At 44.9% G+C, this 12,510-nt stretch carries 16 protein-coding genes; 7 read left to right on the forward strand and 9 right to left on the reverse strand.

The annotated features are described in order from the left end of the window. Positions 1 to 3 precede the first annotated feature (3 nt). The 5 genes from aceF (at position 4) to AC5SV9_RS13925 (ending at position 5,038) form a co-directional block, all read left to right on the forward strand. On the forward strand, positions 4 to 1,638 hold the full coding sequence (gene aceF / locus AC5SV9_RS13905; protein WP_475151377.1) for a pyruvate dehydrogenase complex dihydrolipoyllysine-residue acetyltransferase: 1,635 nt from the start codon (positions 4 to 6) through the stop codon (positions 1,636 to 1,638). 152 nt (positions 1,639 to 1,790) lie between these two features. Further along, positions 1,791 to 3,203: a dihydrolipoyl dehydrogenase gene (gene lpdA / locus AC5SV9_RS13910; RefSeq protein WP_475151376.1), complete on the forward strand. Its 1,413-nt coding sequence runs from the start codon at positions 1,791 to 1,793 to the stop codon at positions 3,201 to 3,203. A gap of 137 nt (positions 3,204 to 3,340) precedes the next feature. Further along, positions 3,341 to 3,637 carry a hypothetical protein gene (locus tag AC5SV9_RS13915; protein ID WP_475151374.1) on the forward strand — a complete coding sequence of 99 codons (297 nt, stop codon included), beginning with the start codon at positions 3,341 to 3,343 and terminating at the stop codon, positions 3,635 to 3,637. Next, positions 3,634 to 4,179, forward strand: coding sequence for a hypothetical protein (locus AC5SV9_RS13920; protein WP_475151372.1), 546 nt, complete (start codon positions 3,634 to 3,636; stop codon positions 4,177 to 4,179). The genes AC5SV9_RS13915 and AC5SV9_RS13920 overlap by 4 nt, the downstream gene beginning before the upstream one ends. Before the next feature lie 481 nt (positions 4,180 to 4,660). Continuing rightward, the gene (locus AC5SV9_RS13925; protein ID WP_475151369.1) at positions 4,661 to 5,038 is read left to right on the forward strand and encodes a T6SS amidase immunity protein Tai4 family protein; all 378 of its coding nucleotides are present in this window, start codon (positions 4,661 to 4,663) and stop codon (positions 5,036 to 5,038) included. A gap of 182 nt (positions 5,039 to 5,220) precedes the next feature. Here AC5SV9_RS13925 and AC5SV9_RS13930 read toward each other — a convergent pair whose 3' ends face one another. Beyond that, positions 5,221 to 6,078, reverse strand: coding sequence for a hypothetical protein (locus tag AC5SV9_RS13930; RefSeq protein ID WP_475151366.1), 858 nt, complete (start codon positions 6,076 to 6,078; stop codon positions 5,221 to 5,223). Positions 6,079 to 6,487: 409 nt separating this feature from the next. Between AC5SV9_RS13930 and AC5SV9_RS13935 the strand changes: the two genes are divergently transcribed. After that, complete coding sequence (locus tag AC5SV9_RS13935; RefSeq protein WP_475151417.1) at positions 6,488 to 6,928, forward strand: nuclease-related domain-containing protein; 441 nt, start codon at positions 6,488 to 6,490, stop codon at positions 6,926 to 6,928. A 16-nt stretch (positions 6,929 to 6,944) separates the two neighbouring features. Here AC5SV9_RS13935 and AC5SV9_RS13940 read toward each other — a convergent pair whose 3' ends face one another. Beyond that, positions 6,945 to 7,427: a hypothetical protein gene (locus AC5SV9_RS13940; protein WP_475151363.1), complete on the reverse strand. Its 483-nt coding sequence runs from the start codon at positions 7,425 to 7,427 to the stop codon at positions 6,945 to 6,947. Next, positions 7,397 to 8,032, reverse strand: coding sequence for a hypothetical protein (locus tag AC5SV9_RS13945; RefSeq protein WP_475151361.1), 636 nt, complete (start codon positions 8,030 to 8,032; stop codon positions 7,397 to 7,399). Before AC5SV9_RS13945 ends, AC5SV9_RS13940 begins: the two co-directional genes overlap by 31 nt. 199 nt (positions 8,033 to 8,231) lie before the next feature. On the opposite strand from AC5SV9_RS13945, the gene AC5SV9_RS13950 reads away from it, so the two are divergent. Continuing rightward, positions 8,232 to 8,579, forward strand: a complete 348-nt coding sequence (locus tag AC5SV9_RS13950; protein ID WP_475151360.1) for a T6SS amidase immunity protein Tai4 family protein — start codon at positions 8,232 to 8,234, stop codon at positions 8,577 to 8,579. Between the two features lie 47 nt (positions 8,580 to 8,626). On the opposite strand, the gene AC5SV9_RS13955 is transcribed toward AC5SV9_RS13950, so the two are convergent. From AC5SV9_RS13955 to AC5SV9_RS13980, 6 genes are all read right to left on the reverse strand, one after another. Further along, positions 8,627 to 9,172 carry a hypothetical protein gene (locus AC5SV9_RS13955; RefSeq protein ID WP_475151357.1) on the reverse strand — a complete coding sequence of 182 codons (546 nt, stop codon included), beginning with the start codon at positions 9,170 to 9,172 and terminating at the stop codon, positions 8,627 to 8,629. 235 nt (positions 9,173 to 9,407) lie between these two features. Then, positions 9,408 to 9,959 carry a DUF1240 domain-containing protein gene (locus AC5SV9_RS13960; RefSeq protein WP_475151356.1) on the reverse strand — a complete coding sequence of 184 codons (552 nt, stop codon included), beginning with the start codon at positions 9,957 to 9,959 and terminating at the stop codon, positions 9,408 to 9,410. Positions 9,960 to 9,971: 12 nt separating this feature from the next. Continuing rightward, the gene (locus AC5SV9_RS13965) at positions 9,972 to 10,547 is read right to left on the reverse strand and encodes a DUF1240 domain-containing protein (protein ID WP_475151353.1); all 576 of its coding nucleotides are present in this window, start codon (positions 10,545 to 10,547) and stop codon (positions 9,972 to 9,974) included. A 20-nt stretch (positions 10,548 to 10,567) separates the two neighbouring features. After that, a complete protein-coding gene (locus AC5SV9_RS13970) occupies positions 10,568 to 11,002 on the reverse strand; it encodes a hypothetical protein (protein ID WP_475151350.1) in 435 nt (144 codons plus the stop codon). 53 nt (positions 11,003 to 11,055) lie between these two features. After that, positions 11,056 to 11,607, reverse strand: coding sequence for a DUF6843 domain-containing protein (locus AC5SV9_RS13975; RefSeq protein WP_475151348.1), 552 nt, complete (start codon positions 11,605 to 11,607; stop codon positions 11,056 to 11,058). Then, positions 11,607 to 12,437 carry a hypothetical protein gene (locus AC5SV9_RS13980; protein WP_475151345.1) on the reverse strand — a complete coding sequence of 277 codons (831 nt, stop codon included), beginning with the start codon at positions 12,435 to 12,437 and terminating at the stop codon, positions 11,607 to 11,609. Before AC5SV9_RS13980 ends, AC5SV9_RS13975 begins: the two co-directional genes overlap by 1 nt. Positions 12,438 to 12,510: the final 73 nt, after the last annotated feature.

A 12,510-nucleotide genomic window follows, 5' to 3' on the forward strand; every position in this document is an offset into this window, starting at 1 on the left:
ACCATGACGATTGAAATTCATGTTCCGGATATTGGTGCAGATGAAGTAGAAGTCACCGAAATTCTGGTCAAGGCAGGCGACAAGGTAGCGGTCGATCAGTCACTGCTTAGCGTTGAAGGTGATAAAGCCAGTATGGAAGTACCGGCCAGCGAAGCTGGTGTGGTAAAAATCATCAACGTTAAAGTGGGCGATAAGGTAAAAACCGGCAGCCTGATCATGACCTTTGAAGGCGAGGGCGCAGCGAAAGAAGAAGCCGCACCTGCCAAAGAAGAAGCTAAGAGCGACGCCAAAAGCGAAACCAAAGCAGACAAGCCAAAAAGTGGCGGCACGGCAGTACAGGATGTAAAAGTACCGGATATCGGCGGCGACGCAGTAGAAGTTACTGAAATAATGGTAAAAGTTGGCGATACGGTAAGCGAAGAGCAATCTTTGCTTAGCGTAGAAGGCGACAAAGCCAGTATGGAAGTACCGGCACCTTTTGCCGGTAAGGTTAAAGAAATCAAAATCAGCGTTGGCGATAAAGTATCGACCGGCAGCCTGATCATGGTATTTGAAACCGAAGGCGACGCCAGTGCGGATGACGCCCCGGCAGCTGAGCCAAAAGCCGAAGCCAAAGCTGAAACAAAAACCGAGGCAGCCCCGGCCAAAACTGAAACAGCACCGGCAGCTTCTGCTGCTGCAGGCAGTGACGGCTTTGTTGAAAACAGCGCCTATGCCCACGCGTCGCCGGTGATCCGCCGTTTAGCGCGCGAGTTTGGTATCAACCTGGCGAAGGTAAAAGGCACCGGCCGTAAAGGCCGCGTGGTGAAAGAAGACGTACAAAACTACGTTAAGCAGTTAGTGAAGCAGGTTGAATCTGGCGCAGTAAGCTCTGGCGCTGGCAACAGCATGGGCTTTGACCTGATTGCCTGGCCAAAAGTCGACTTTAGCAAATTTGGCGAAGTTGAAGCCAAGCCACTGTCACGTATTCAGAAGTTATCCGGTGCTAACCTGCACCGTAACTGGGTACGCATTCCGCACGTGACTCAGTTCGATGAAGCTGACATCACCGGCCTGGAAGACTTCCGCAAAGAGCAGAACGCTATTGCCGACAAGAAGAAAATGGGCGTTAAGTACACACCGTTGGTGTTTATTATGAAAGCGGTGGCCAAAGCGTTGGAAGAGTTCCCAACCTTTAACAGCTCATTGTCTGATGACGGCGCAAGCTTAATTCTGAAGAAATACGTGCACTTAGGTATTGCCGTTGATACGCCAAATGGCCTGGTAGTACCAGTAGTGCGCGACGTAAACAAAAAAGGCATTATCGAGCTGTCACGCGAGCTGCAGGACATTTCGGTTAAGGCGCGCGAAGGTAAACTGACTTCCAGCGATATGCAAGGCGGCTGTTTTACGATCTCAAGCCTCGGCGGTATTGGCGGTACGGCGTTTACGCCTATTGTAAATGCGCCTGAAGTCGCCATATTAGGGGTGTCGAAGTCTGACATTAAGCCGAAATGGAATGGCAAAGAGTTTGAGCCAAAGCTGATGCTGCCGCTTAGCGTATCGTACGATCACCGTGTGATTGACGGCGCCCTGGCTGCACGTTTTACCGCCACGCTGGCAGGTTATCTGGCCGATATTCGCCAAATCATTATGTAACACCCTGTAGCTGAGCGAATTTTGTGTCCCGTGCTGAAAAGTTACGGGACATCGCTCAGGCAGAATGTTAAAATTCTGCCACTTTTTTCGCCTGGTAGCCTTGCCCTACATGCTGCTATCAGTCAACCGAACCGATGATAAAAGGTAATACGATGAGCAACGAAATCAAAACCCAAGTAGTGGTGCTGGGCGCAGGCCCTGGCGGTTACTCTGCAGCGTTTCGCGCAGCAGATTTAGGTTTAGAAGTTACCCTGGTTGAAGCGCGCAGCACCTTAGGTGGCGTATGTTTAAACGTAGGTTGTATTCCATCTAAAGCCTTATTACACGTTGCGAAGGTCATTGACGATGCCCGTGATATGGCATCGCACGGTGTTACCTTTGGTGAGCCGAAAATCGATTTAGACAAAATCCGCAGCTGGAAAGACAAAGTAGTTGGTCAGCTGACCAACGGCCTGGCCGGTATGTCGAAAATGCGTAAAGTGAAAGTGGTTACCGGTTACGGTAAATTCACCGGCGCGAACACCTTACAGGTTGGCGACACCACTATTACCTTTGAACAGGCTATTATCGCTGCAGGTTCAGAGCCGGTATCACTGCCGTTTATTCCAAAAGACGACGACCGTATTATCGATTCAACCGGCGCACTGGAATTAAAAGACATTCCGGGCGAAATGCTGGTACTAGGTGGCGGTATCATCGGCCTGGAAATGGGTACTGTATACCGTGCACTGGGTTCTAAAGTATCAGTAGTTGAATTTGCTGATCAGTTAGTACCAGCGGCCGATGCTGATATCGTTAAAGCCTACACCAAGTACAACAAAGACAACTACAACATCATGTTGTCGACCAAAGTAGTTGGCGTAGAAGCGAAAAAAGACGGCTTATACGTAACCTTCGAAGGCAAAAACGCCCCTGAGAAAGCCGTACGTTACGACAAGATCCTGGTTGCGGTTGGCCGTAAGCCAAACGGTAACCTGTTAGACGCGGCAAAAGCCGGTGTTAACGTAGACGAGCGTGGCTTTATCAATGTTGATAAGCAACTGCGCACCAACGTTGGCCATATCTATGCTATCGGTGATGTTATCGGTCAGCCAATGTTAGCGCACAAAGCGGTACACGAAGGCCACGTAGCAGCTGAAGTGATTGCCGGCCAGAAGCACTACTTTGACCCGCGCTGCATTCCATCAGTTGCTTACACCGACCCGGAAATGGCCTGGACAGGTGTAACCGAGAAAGAAGCAAAAGAAAAAGGCATGGCAGTAGAAACCGCTGTGTTCCCATGGGCCGCGTCAGGCCGTGCTATTGCTTCAGCCCGCACTGAAGGCTTCACTAAGCTGATTTTCGACAAAGAAACGCACCGTATCGTTGGTGGCGCTATTGTGGGTATCAACGCCGGTGAAATGCTGGGTGAAATCTGCTTAGCAGTAGAGATGGGTGCAGACGCAGAAGATATCGCGTTAACTATCCACGCTCACCCAACGCTGAACGAGTCTATCGGTTTAGCAGCAGAAGTGTACGAAGGTTCAATCACCGACCTGCCAAACCCGAAAGCGAAGAAGAAGTAAGCTTCTCTTTTCTGAATAAAACAGAAGGCCGCGAATGCGGCCTTTGTTGTTTTTAAATCCTGCACATTTATTGAACTGAGATATTACTTATACTGATAAGAGTTGGAATGTTGCCATATAGTTTTTAAAGTGTAAATATGAATGCCTGTTTGCGAGCTGAGAGATTGGTGCTGTTTTTGAAAACAGAAGCCTCCTTATTAAGAGGGGTTGCCCTGCGACTACTGCGCGATGGTCTAGTTAAGGCAGAAACACCCATTATTATCTCAGGCAAACCGACTGGTGCTGTTGGCATAGTTGCGAAGATATTAGGCCCAACTTTAGTAGCGAATTTCAGCTCAGTTGGAGCGACATTGTGGTGGGATTGTAAGTCTGACTGCCGAATCGAAAGTATTCACTTTACCGATAAAAAGCTAAACAAGGTTTTTAAACCATGAAAAGGATTCTTACCGTTTTAATGCTGATCTCTGCCTGCAGCACCTCAGCAACAACTTATCCTTACCTTGGTTGCGACTGGTTTATACCTTCTGACTACAAGAAAATTTCAGATAACGAATATCGTATTTTCCCTGAATCTGACGAGACAATACGTTCATTTAGCTCGCTACAATTTTCAACTGTTACGCCTGCTCATCTTGATACATATATTGAGATGAACCAGCAGCCTGATACTGAAGTAATGGCATTTTCGCATTCAGACAGCAATGGTTTAAGCTTGAAATCGCTATTTATTAATCGTAAAACCAGGCTTGGTGACACACTGAGCAGCGATATTTTATTGATATCAAAAGATGGATTAGCTGTGTCAATGTTGGACGTGACACAACCTGATAGTTTTCATATCACAAGTGCCTGCTTGCCTGCCCAGGTAATTGAACAGCATTATGCAGTGCAAAAGCAACTGGAGCAGGGGATTAGGCAGTTCCTCAGTACTGAGCATGGCCTCGACATTTTAATACCAGTACAAAAGGGAGACTGATTTAGGTTATACAGAGTATTTCGTCAAGGCTTTTGAACAAATATGCACGGTTCTGAAAACTTCTGGATAAATCGGTTTATCTTTCTAATTACCATTATGACTTTAGCTTCGCGCGCTCAAGCCGACGTAAGCATTAATACTGTGAATGAACGTTGTACAGTAACGAACACAGGCCAGAGTTTGATCCTGCAGCTTACGCCGCCATGTGAACTGGTTAAGGTTGATTATAAAGATCATGATTATTATCAGTACAATGAAGCAAGGTATACATTGTCGCCGGACAAGCTGCGTCTTCATCGCAATTAACAAAATGGTCAGTGACAGAAGAAGACCGCTGCTCATTGCAGTCGCAGGCGGTATTTGTGACTGAGGGGAAAATGCGGCTATCTGCCGTTCTAGAAAACGCATTAACCTGCCCGGACATTGGATTAGATGAAAAGATGTACCGCGATTTTTTTGAAAGCACCAAGGCTAACTAAGCATGCGTTACAGAGCAACTTTGATGTTGAGTGTGATGGTTTTATGTGGCGGGGCCAGGGCAGAAATGGCATTTAAACAGCAGACGGAATTAAAGTTGTTTCAACATTATGCCCAAGCCAGTTGTTTAGCTACCGCTTTCACCGAAGGCGAGATACACCAACAGGCGATAAGTGCATTAAATGGTTATCGCGAATTTGGCGCTATGCCGCTTGAGGCCTATGAAGCATTGATAGAGCCAATACAACAGTGGTTGCAAAAAGACTACGCTACCAAGGCGGGTAAGCAAAATAACCTAATGAAGTGCATCGATTTTGCCGAGTTAGAGCTAGTTACAGGTATTTATCATGAGCATAGCGCCGGATTAGACACCCAACGCTAAACGAGTCTATCGATTTAGTGGCAGAGATTTACGAATGTTCAATCACTGACCTATCAAAACCAAAGAAGAAGTAAGCTTCTTTTATTAAATAAAGAAAAGACCGCAATTGCGGCCTGTGAACCATAATCATTACTTGTTTAAAATAATGATTATAACGGCTCTCTAATACTCTTAGTCCAAAGTTAGGGGATTACGCAATCTTGGCAGGGGGGAATAGTTGCCCCGGGTACAACGATCGTACCAATATTCTCGCCATGAGAATATGTACCGTCATTTACAGTAGCATAAATAGTATATTCTCCGCCTCCGGTTCTTGGTCTTACACTCAGTGTTTGTTGACCACTTGTGGAGGGAGAGTTAATTGACTTCATGGCGAAGTCACTAGTCATCCAAGTTTGGTTTGTTACCGTTATAGCTACACGCAGCGCTGTTTGTGAGTCTTTGTATGCCCTTGAGTATTTATCTATAAGGTAATTCAGATTGACATGAATTTGTCCGCTTGACGTTGAGAAGGTCGCTCCTGCTACTTTAGGTGGTTTTTGCACCCAAACTGACTCTGCTGAGCACATGCCGCCAGCTCTATTTACCCACACCATGCCGACGCCATATGTTTTATCGAATGTCATGTTTAAATAAGCATTAGCATCAAGATTTGATTTGTCGGTACCAATATATCCTGACTCGGAATTATTAAATCGAATATTCGCATACCGATCAAAAAGGTTGGCTTTTGTTCGGAACTCAACTCCTTGCAACACATGCTTGGGTGTTTCTATTCTTAAATAATCGAAGCCTTCAAAGATCTGACGAATACCTTGCACTAATGAAATCCATGCAGAATATTGACTGGGACTAAAGTTTGGATCTTGATAAATATCATACCCAGCTTCAATTGCATTAGCTAAATCTTGACCTGCATGAACATCATATGATTTCACTCGACCATATTGACAGTTGGAAGGCAATTCAAAAGTGTTCGCAATGGAGTTAAACGATAGCACTGCACCGCAAGTTATAACCAAGTTTCTGAAAATTTTCATGAAATTCCCTTATTAATAATTTATCTTCACTTTTGCCCTAACAGGCAAGTTTTTGTAACACTTTTTGTCTTTGGTTTCGCTTTTTGATTGTGATTAATTTGTGATTAATTTGTGATTTTGGCGTGTTGTTTGGCTGGGTGAACGAAAATAATTGCTTCTTCAGACTATTTCTACATCTCTTAAATAAAACTCTTGCCGTTAATTGAAGTTTTAGTTTCTTATAGAATTGATACTTATTGGTTTTCTAGTAAAAACTATCGCTTTATCTTTGGAAGGTGTTTGCCTTGGATTGCACTCCGTGGTGCCAGTATAAAGTTATACTGGCTGAAAAATTTTTGTATAAACTGTGAGTCAGTTACTATCATTACCAGAACTTAGTTATATCGACTGAAAACGTGGTTTAACCGAGATAGATCATCTGGTGGTTAGCGCCTATGGCATTTTTGTGATTGAAGTAAAAAACTACCGTGGCTGGATTTTCGGTGGCGAGAAACAACCTCGCTGGACAGTACAGCGCTTTCGCAGCAAGCATCAGTTTATGAACCCGTTGCACCAGAACTACAAACATACCGAAGCGATAAAGCATGTGCTGGGCTTAAACGGTAAAGACAATGACGCAGTAGTGCATTCGATAGTGGCATTTAGCCAGCGGGCGGAATTTAAAACCGAGATCCCGCTAAATGTAATGTACATCGACTTGGTCGGCGATTACCTGCAGCAGTTTTATCAGCCATGTTTTGATGATGAGCAAATGCGCCAGTTTACCGCAAGGTTAACCCTTGCCCTGGCCAGCAGAAAAGCCCTGAGCAAGCTGCATTTGGCACAGGTTAAAACGCGAAATGCAGCTTAGCCTGTGGCCTGTAGCTTTAATTTAGCAGGGCATAAACCAGCAGTAGGGCTGCCAGAATAATAGCGGCCAACCGCAGCCGGTTAGTTGGTCTACCGACGAAAAACAACGGGTAGTATATAGCGGCAACCGGTATTGCCAGATAAACCAACAGCATCAGCGGTGAGCTGCCAAGCTCATTGCCTGGTTGATTCGCGATATGGTAACTGTAGGCATACAACAATATTACTTGCAGCAGGCCAGCCAGCATATAGCTTTTGCTGCGGCTTAATTTACTAAAGGCATTGATTACTGTTGCCAGCAGGGCCGGTAAAAGGCACCAGAGGCTGAGAAACCCTGCAACTAAGTACCAGTCGTCGCTCGCCAGCGGGTAATGTACATCCTGACTAACACCTCTTAGCAGAGCAATAACGGCAACAGCAACAAATAATATTGCTGTTGTTGAAACCGCGCGAATAAGCGTGTCAGAAACTAGCGATACGCAGGATTTTGTACTGTGCATGGATTGCATAGTCCTTTGAAATACATTTGATGAATACGAACATCGTGCGCCGCATCTGCGCCATTAAAGTCGGCGTGCTGCTGTCTGGCCTTTGAACCGTTGGGTAATTCAGCCGGCACTACGTCAAGTATCGAGTTGGTCCAACTATTACTGTTTTTGCCAAGCCACGGCGGCGGATATGCTATAGGTTGGTTGCTTTCATTAACGATATAGAAATCGATCGCGCTTAGAATAGCCAAGCCTAATTGTGTCTCGGTATAGCCATTTTTTGGCATAACACGCTTTGCTTCAGCCTTTTTATAACCAAATTGACCGGACAGAATTGATGGCGCGCCACCAAAGTACTCTATGGCACAGGAGAAATCTGCACGTTCAAACGGCACAAAGATTAAACGGTTAAACTTTGTTGATGATTGAGCGGAAGATTTTACGTTTTGTGCACCCAACACAAGGCCGTAATGCTGGCCTATTTTACGACTGACTAACGTTTGGTTTGAATGCTGCAGACGAAAGGCTTGCTGTGAGTTTCCTGTCAGAATTACGAAGAACTGATGTCTGCCCACCGGTACGCCGTTTAGATCTCGTGCTAACAAATAGGTTTCCAATGTGGCCTCCTTGCAACCATAAGAAAACATTTAAAGACCGGCAGAGAATAATTTAAGATTGCATAAATGTAAATTAAAGGTTTTCTTTGTGGGCGTGTTATAGAAAAACAGGTCAGATTAGGTTTCACGGAATTGCGATGCTAACGCTAAAAGGGGACTAAGGATGTGGGGTAAAAAGGTTGTAGCTCAGGCAATAGTTATGCTGATTATTTCTGGTTCAGCTCGCGCGGATATGGCGTTTAAGCATCAAAGTGGCGTCAGATTGTTTCAACATTACGCTCAAGCAAGCTGTTTGGCGAGCGCTTACACCAAAGGCGAGATACACCAACAGGCGATCAGTGCATTAAATGGTTATCGCGAATTTGGTGCAATGCCGCTGGAAGCTTACGAAGAATTGAGTACGCCGATACAGCAGTGGTTGCAGAAAGACTACAAAACCCAAGCGGGTAAGCAGAATAACCTGATGAAGTGTATCGATTTTGCCGAGTCAGAACGTGTCGTACAAATCTACCTCGAACATAGTCAAAGAATACGTAGCAAAAACTAAATGTTCGAGACTCGATAATTTGAGATTTTAGATATTTTGGTACTGCTTCAGGGAAATTGTTTTAAGAAAATCGAGTTATGTAACACTTTATCTGACTCGACAGCGTCGATATTTAAAAATTCGCAAATAGCGTTGGTATGAGCCTTCACACCGGATAATGTTAAAGCTGAAATACAGATATTTATTTTATCCTGAGAGCCGACTAATACTGCACAATAAACTGTTAATCCGCCACGATAGCCAAAATTAACTACCTTATAGATTGTAATTTGCCTGAATTTACCAAGTCGCCGACTCAGTCGCTTTGCGCCGAATTGGCGTTTAACTTCTCCATTTGAGCGGTTGAGGCGGATACCTGCAGTCCTAGATTGCCAGTATACTTTAGTCTGAATAAAGGTCGTGCAGCCAATCAGCAATAAAATACAGCCTAGTACGAAGAGAACGCCAGTGTTATCTCCCGGTCGCGCCCGAAATGCAAAGTAGATCAAAAGCATTATGGCAGTGCATATCCAAACTCCAACAGTTAAAAGTAACTGTAAGTTACTACTGAGGCCCCTGATCACTATAATATTATCCGACTGCTCTATTTTCATTTAAAGCTCTCTGTGACTGGCAATAACAGCTCTCAGCGATTATTGCTTGGCTTAGCGTCAGAATCTTCTTCTTACTCTTGTTTATTCTACAGCCAAATTTCTGAGGAATGGCCAAGCCTAACCAATTAATCTAGCTGCTAGGATCGACGGCACCGTTGTTGATACAACAGTATCAAAGCAACTATGGCGGCGCGGCATGTTATCAACACTGGCAAAATGTTGAATAGCTAGAGTCTCAGAACGTTACTGCTTTACCATTAAAATACTGCGGTAACGACTGGCATTTCTGCTTATCAGCATCGCCTTTACACTCTGCAATCGTCATTTCAATACAATGCTCCGGTGTGGCAGTAAACACCATTACTTTGTCGTGCATCCATTGCCGAGATTGCAGCGCGCACTCGGTATAACCTTTTGCTGTTAAATAGCTTTGGATTGGGTAGTGCAGTAACTGCGGCAGCACAATTGTGATTATCAGGCTGAGAACAAAGAACCGGCTGGCCTGTTTGTTCAACTGCGGTGTAACGGGCTTATTGCGAATTTTACGCACACCAAAGTACGACAACATAGCGCCCATCATTGCCGCACCCAAGCAATAAAACGCGCCTTTGTTTAGCGTAATATCTGCCGCTTTGGTGCCTAACCCTTGTAATAAAGCATACAGGTAATAGCTGAAATAGATAATGCCAAAAGAGGTAAGAGCGAAAATCGCCAACAGCCATATGACAAACTGCCACGGTTTTAACATGTCTTCATTTTGCTGTATTTCAAAGGCGGGTTTTTGCATTGGGTTATTACTTTATCCTTGCTGCAGCTTTAACCGTGCTTCGCGCTGTCGCTGCTGTGCCTGCCAGTACTGCTCGACTTGTTTGGTTTCTTCCGCTGTGCCACGGCTGATAATACGGCGGATATCACTGTTGTAACATAGCGCTTCATTCTTCACCCAGGCCGTATAAGTTACGCGGTTTAACAACAAAGTGCCGACCGGGCAGGGCTGGTAGCCTTTATTTATTGCCTGTTTATTCCAATTGTTCGCCAGATAAATTTCTCCGCCAAACACACCGCCTAAGCTTAACAGCACCGCAATGCTACAAAAGCGGATCAGTGCCGATTTGAGTGATTTTGCCTTTTCACCAGCAAACAGCAAAAAGGTGAGGCCAGAAAATAATAGCGCTAGTACCGCCAACCCGGCGATAACACCTGGAATATAGCCGGATGAGTAACTTAGCACGATAAGTTGTTGGCCACTTTGCAGTTGCTCCCGCTGGCTTTGCCAGTCGCTTTGTAAAATCCATAGCAATACTAATGCAAACACACCGCAAAATAGGGTAATGCCGACACCATAGGCGACTGCTTTGGGTTTATTTAAACGCATTGGTCCGTTATTCAGCGCAGTTATTCATAGTGCTGACATTCAAATACGAGCTGGCCCGTGGGATAGGGTCCAGTTTTATCGCCATAATGCAGTAGCTCCAGCCGTGCATGATGTTTACCTATGCCCGGACTGAAATAAGATGCACTGTAAGCTCTTACTGGTGCTGCAGGCGCCGGTGGCTGTATTTCCAGATAGAAATCCATAATAAGCGGAATATCTGTTATGTCTGTACGATTAACGCCAACGATGAAAGTATGATTTTTCAAAGAAAACGCTGATTTAGCAGACGGTGTCTTTGCTTGTAAGGTTGTAGAGTGTTCCTTTATGTCATCCAGACTAAAACCAGGGTAGTCGAGGGGAATAACGTTACAGTTCAATTCCAGCTCTATAGCGCCGCTGGCATTTACTGTCATGCTCAGTAAGCCCAAAAATGCAATACTTAAGATTTTGGACATAACGCAAACGCCCTAGTAAATTCAAAAATACCAAGCCAGATTACATTCTGGGACTAATCACACCTAAGCTCATTCTGCTTAATAAAGCTTTCAATATCGAAGTGATTAACTTCGTCGAGGATCTGGCTTTTGGTGCCAATATGAAAGCCCCTAAAGTGGATGTCGCAACTCAGCTCTGAACTGCTGTATACACCAGGGCCACCGCCAAAAATGTACACAGTATTATCCTGGTAAGCTTGCTCAGCATCGATGCTGGTTTGCCAGCGGGCTGTTATTTCAGTTAACTGCTGTGGCGAATCCTGACGGAAGAAACGTAGCTTGTCGCTGGCAATAATACCTTCGCTAATACTGGCCTGGGTAAGCAGCACGCCACTGTCGGGAATATGGTATTGGCGACTGTCTTGCTCAAACTTTAACGGTTCCCCCTGCGCCTGGTTAAATATCACATAAAAAGCACCGGTATAATTTGCAGGTAAAATATAACGCTCAGCTTCGCGTTGTTGCACAGTCTCACTGCAAGCGGTAACTGAATAACTCAGTATTAATACAGGTATACAGCTTAGCAGCAGCCTTTTGATACCAGACAAAATGGATATTGTTTTCATTAGTTAAAGCATCCGTCCAGCGAAAAGTTTTCTACCACCATACAGCGGCGGTCATTCGGATTCATTGCAAGAAATTTGTGATTCCAAGTGTTTATAGATTGGAATCGCAGAGTTTTACTATGGCTGGCGCGTCTGGCGAGTTCATCACCGACAGTTTCCATAAAGTTACCGTGTACATCAATCGGAATTCTCAACGCACAGACAATCATCGGATAGTCTAAATTTAGCGCCAACGTCACCGGAGCTGCACCTTTTCTAACATGGACACCAATAAAAATTTTTCGGCCGCTGGGGTCAGAAATAAAAGCTTCACAATTGGGGAAACCATCACCGGTGATATATACCACTAGGTCAACATGGCGGTTGAGTCGGTCTATATCCATTTTAATCTGATATTTAACGTTCAATTGAGGCACGTAAGATGTGCCAGTCGATCTCTGTAACTCTTTCGACAGTGGCATAGCGTGATTCACACCCCAGTAGCGACCAATTACAGAGTATTGTTTTACAAACTGGCTACGGTTGGCGTGATTAAACTCGCGCAACTCGTGACGTGGTGCAAGCTCACCTTGGTAATACTCTTTTTCGTTACTCCACGGCGCTTTAGAAGGGTCTGACCGAGTTGTTTGTGTATAGGATGAATTATGTGTATTTAATTGAAATATATGCCATATTCTTGAGGTTATTGCTCCAGTGCCACTAGGTTGTAGGGAGAAACCGCGACTGTCGCCGTCAAACATCATGCCGCTCCATCCAAACGTTTTCTCCGGATGGAATGAGCGAATGTTGAATTTGTATTCCGCTAAGCTGGCCACTGATTGATTTACCATGGCTAAATCCCTTTATGTTGGTAACTTTTGTGTGAATAAATTGTAATTTACAATGGTGGGGTAATTTTGTCTA

Source organism: Rheinheimera sp. ATLC3, from assembly GCF_059429535.1.

Coding starts and splice junctions, on each gene's coding strand:
- aceF (WP_475151377.1), top strand. CDS start 4: ATGACGATTGAAATTCATGTTCCGGATATTGGTGCAGATGAAGTAGAA.
- lpdA (WP_475151376.1), top strand. CDS start 1,791: ATGAGCAACGAAATCAAAACCCAAGTAGTGGTGCTGGGCGCAGGCCCT.
- AC5SV9_RS13915 (WP_475151374.1), top strand. CDS start 3,341: ATGAATGCCTGTTTGCGAGCTGAGAGATTGGTGCTGTTTTTGAAAACA.
- AC5SV9_RS13920 (WP_475151372.1), top strand. CDS start 3,634: ATGAAAAGGATTCTTACCGTTTTAATGCTGATCTCTGCCTGCAGCACC.
- AC5SV9_RS13925 (WP_475151369.1), top strand. CDS start 4,661: ATGCGTTACAGAGCAACTTTGATGTTGAGTGTGATGGTTTTATGTGGC.
- AC5SV9_RS13930 (WP_475151366.1), bottom strand. CDS start 6,078: ATGAAAATTTTCAGAAACTTGGTTATAACTTGCGGTGCAGTGCTATCG.
- AC5SV9_RS13940 (WP_475151363.1), bottom strand. CDS start 7,427: ATGCACAGTACAAAATCCTGCGTATCGCTAGTTTCTGACACGCTTATT.
- AC5SV9_RS13950 (WP_475151360.1), top strand. CDS start 8,232: ATGCTGATTATTTCTGGTTCAGCTCGCGCGGATATGGCGTTTAAGCAT.
- AC5SV9_RS13955 (WP_475151357.1), bottom strand. CDS start 9,172: ATGAAAATAGAGCAGTCGGATAATATTATAGTGATCAGGGGCCTCAGT.
- AC5SV9_RS13960 (WP_475151356.1), bottom strand. CDS start 9,959: ATGCAAAAACCCGCCTTTGAAATACAGCAAAATGAAGACATGTTAAAA.
- AC5SV9_RS13965 (WP_475151353.1), bottom strand. CDS start 10,547: ATGCGTTTAAATAAACCCAAAGCAGTCGCCTATGGTGTCGGCATTACC.
- AC5SV9_RS13970 (WP_475151350.1), bottom strand. CDS start 11,002: ATGTCCAAAATCTTAAGTATTGCATTTTTGGGCTTACTGAGCATGACA.
- AC5SV9_RS13975 (WP_475151348.1), bottom strand. CDS start 11,607: ATGAAAACAATATCCATTTTGTCTGGTATCAAAAGGCTGCTGCTAAGC.
- AC5SV9_RS13980 (WP_475151345.1), bottom strand. CDS start 12,437: ATGGTAAATCAATCAGTGGCCAGCTTAGCGGAATACAAATTCAACATT.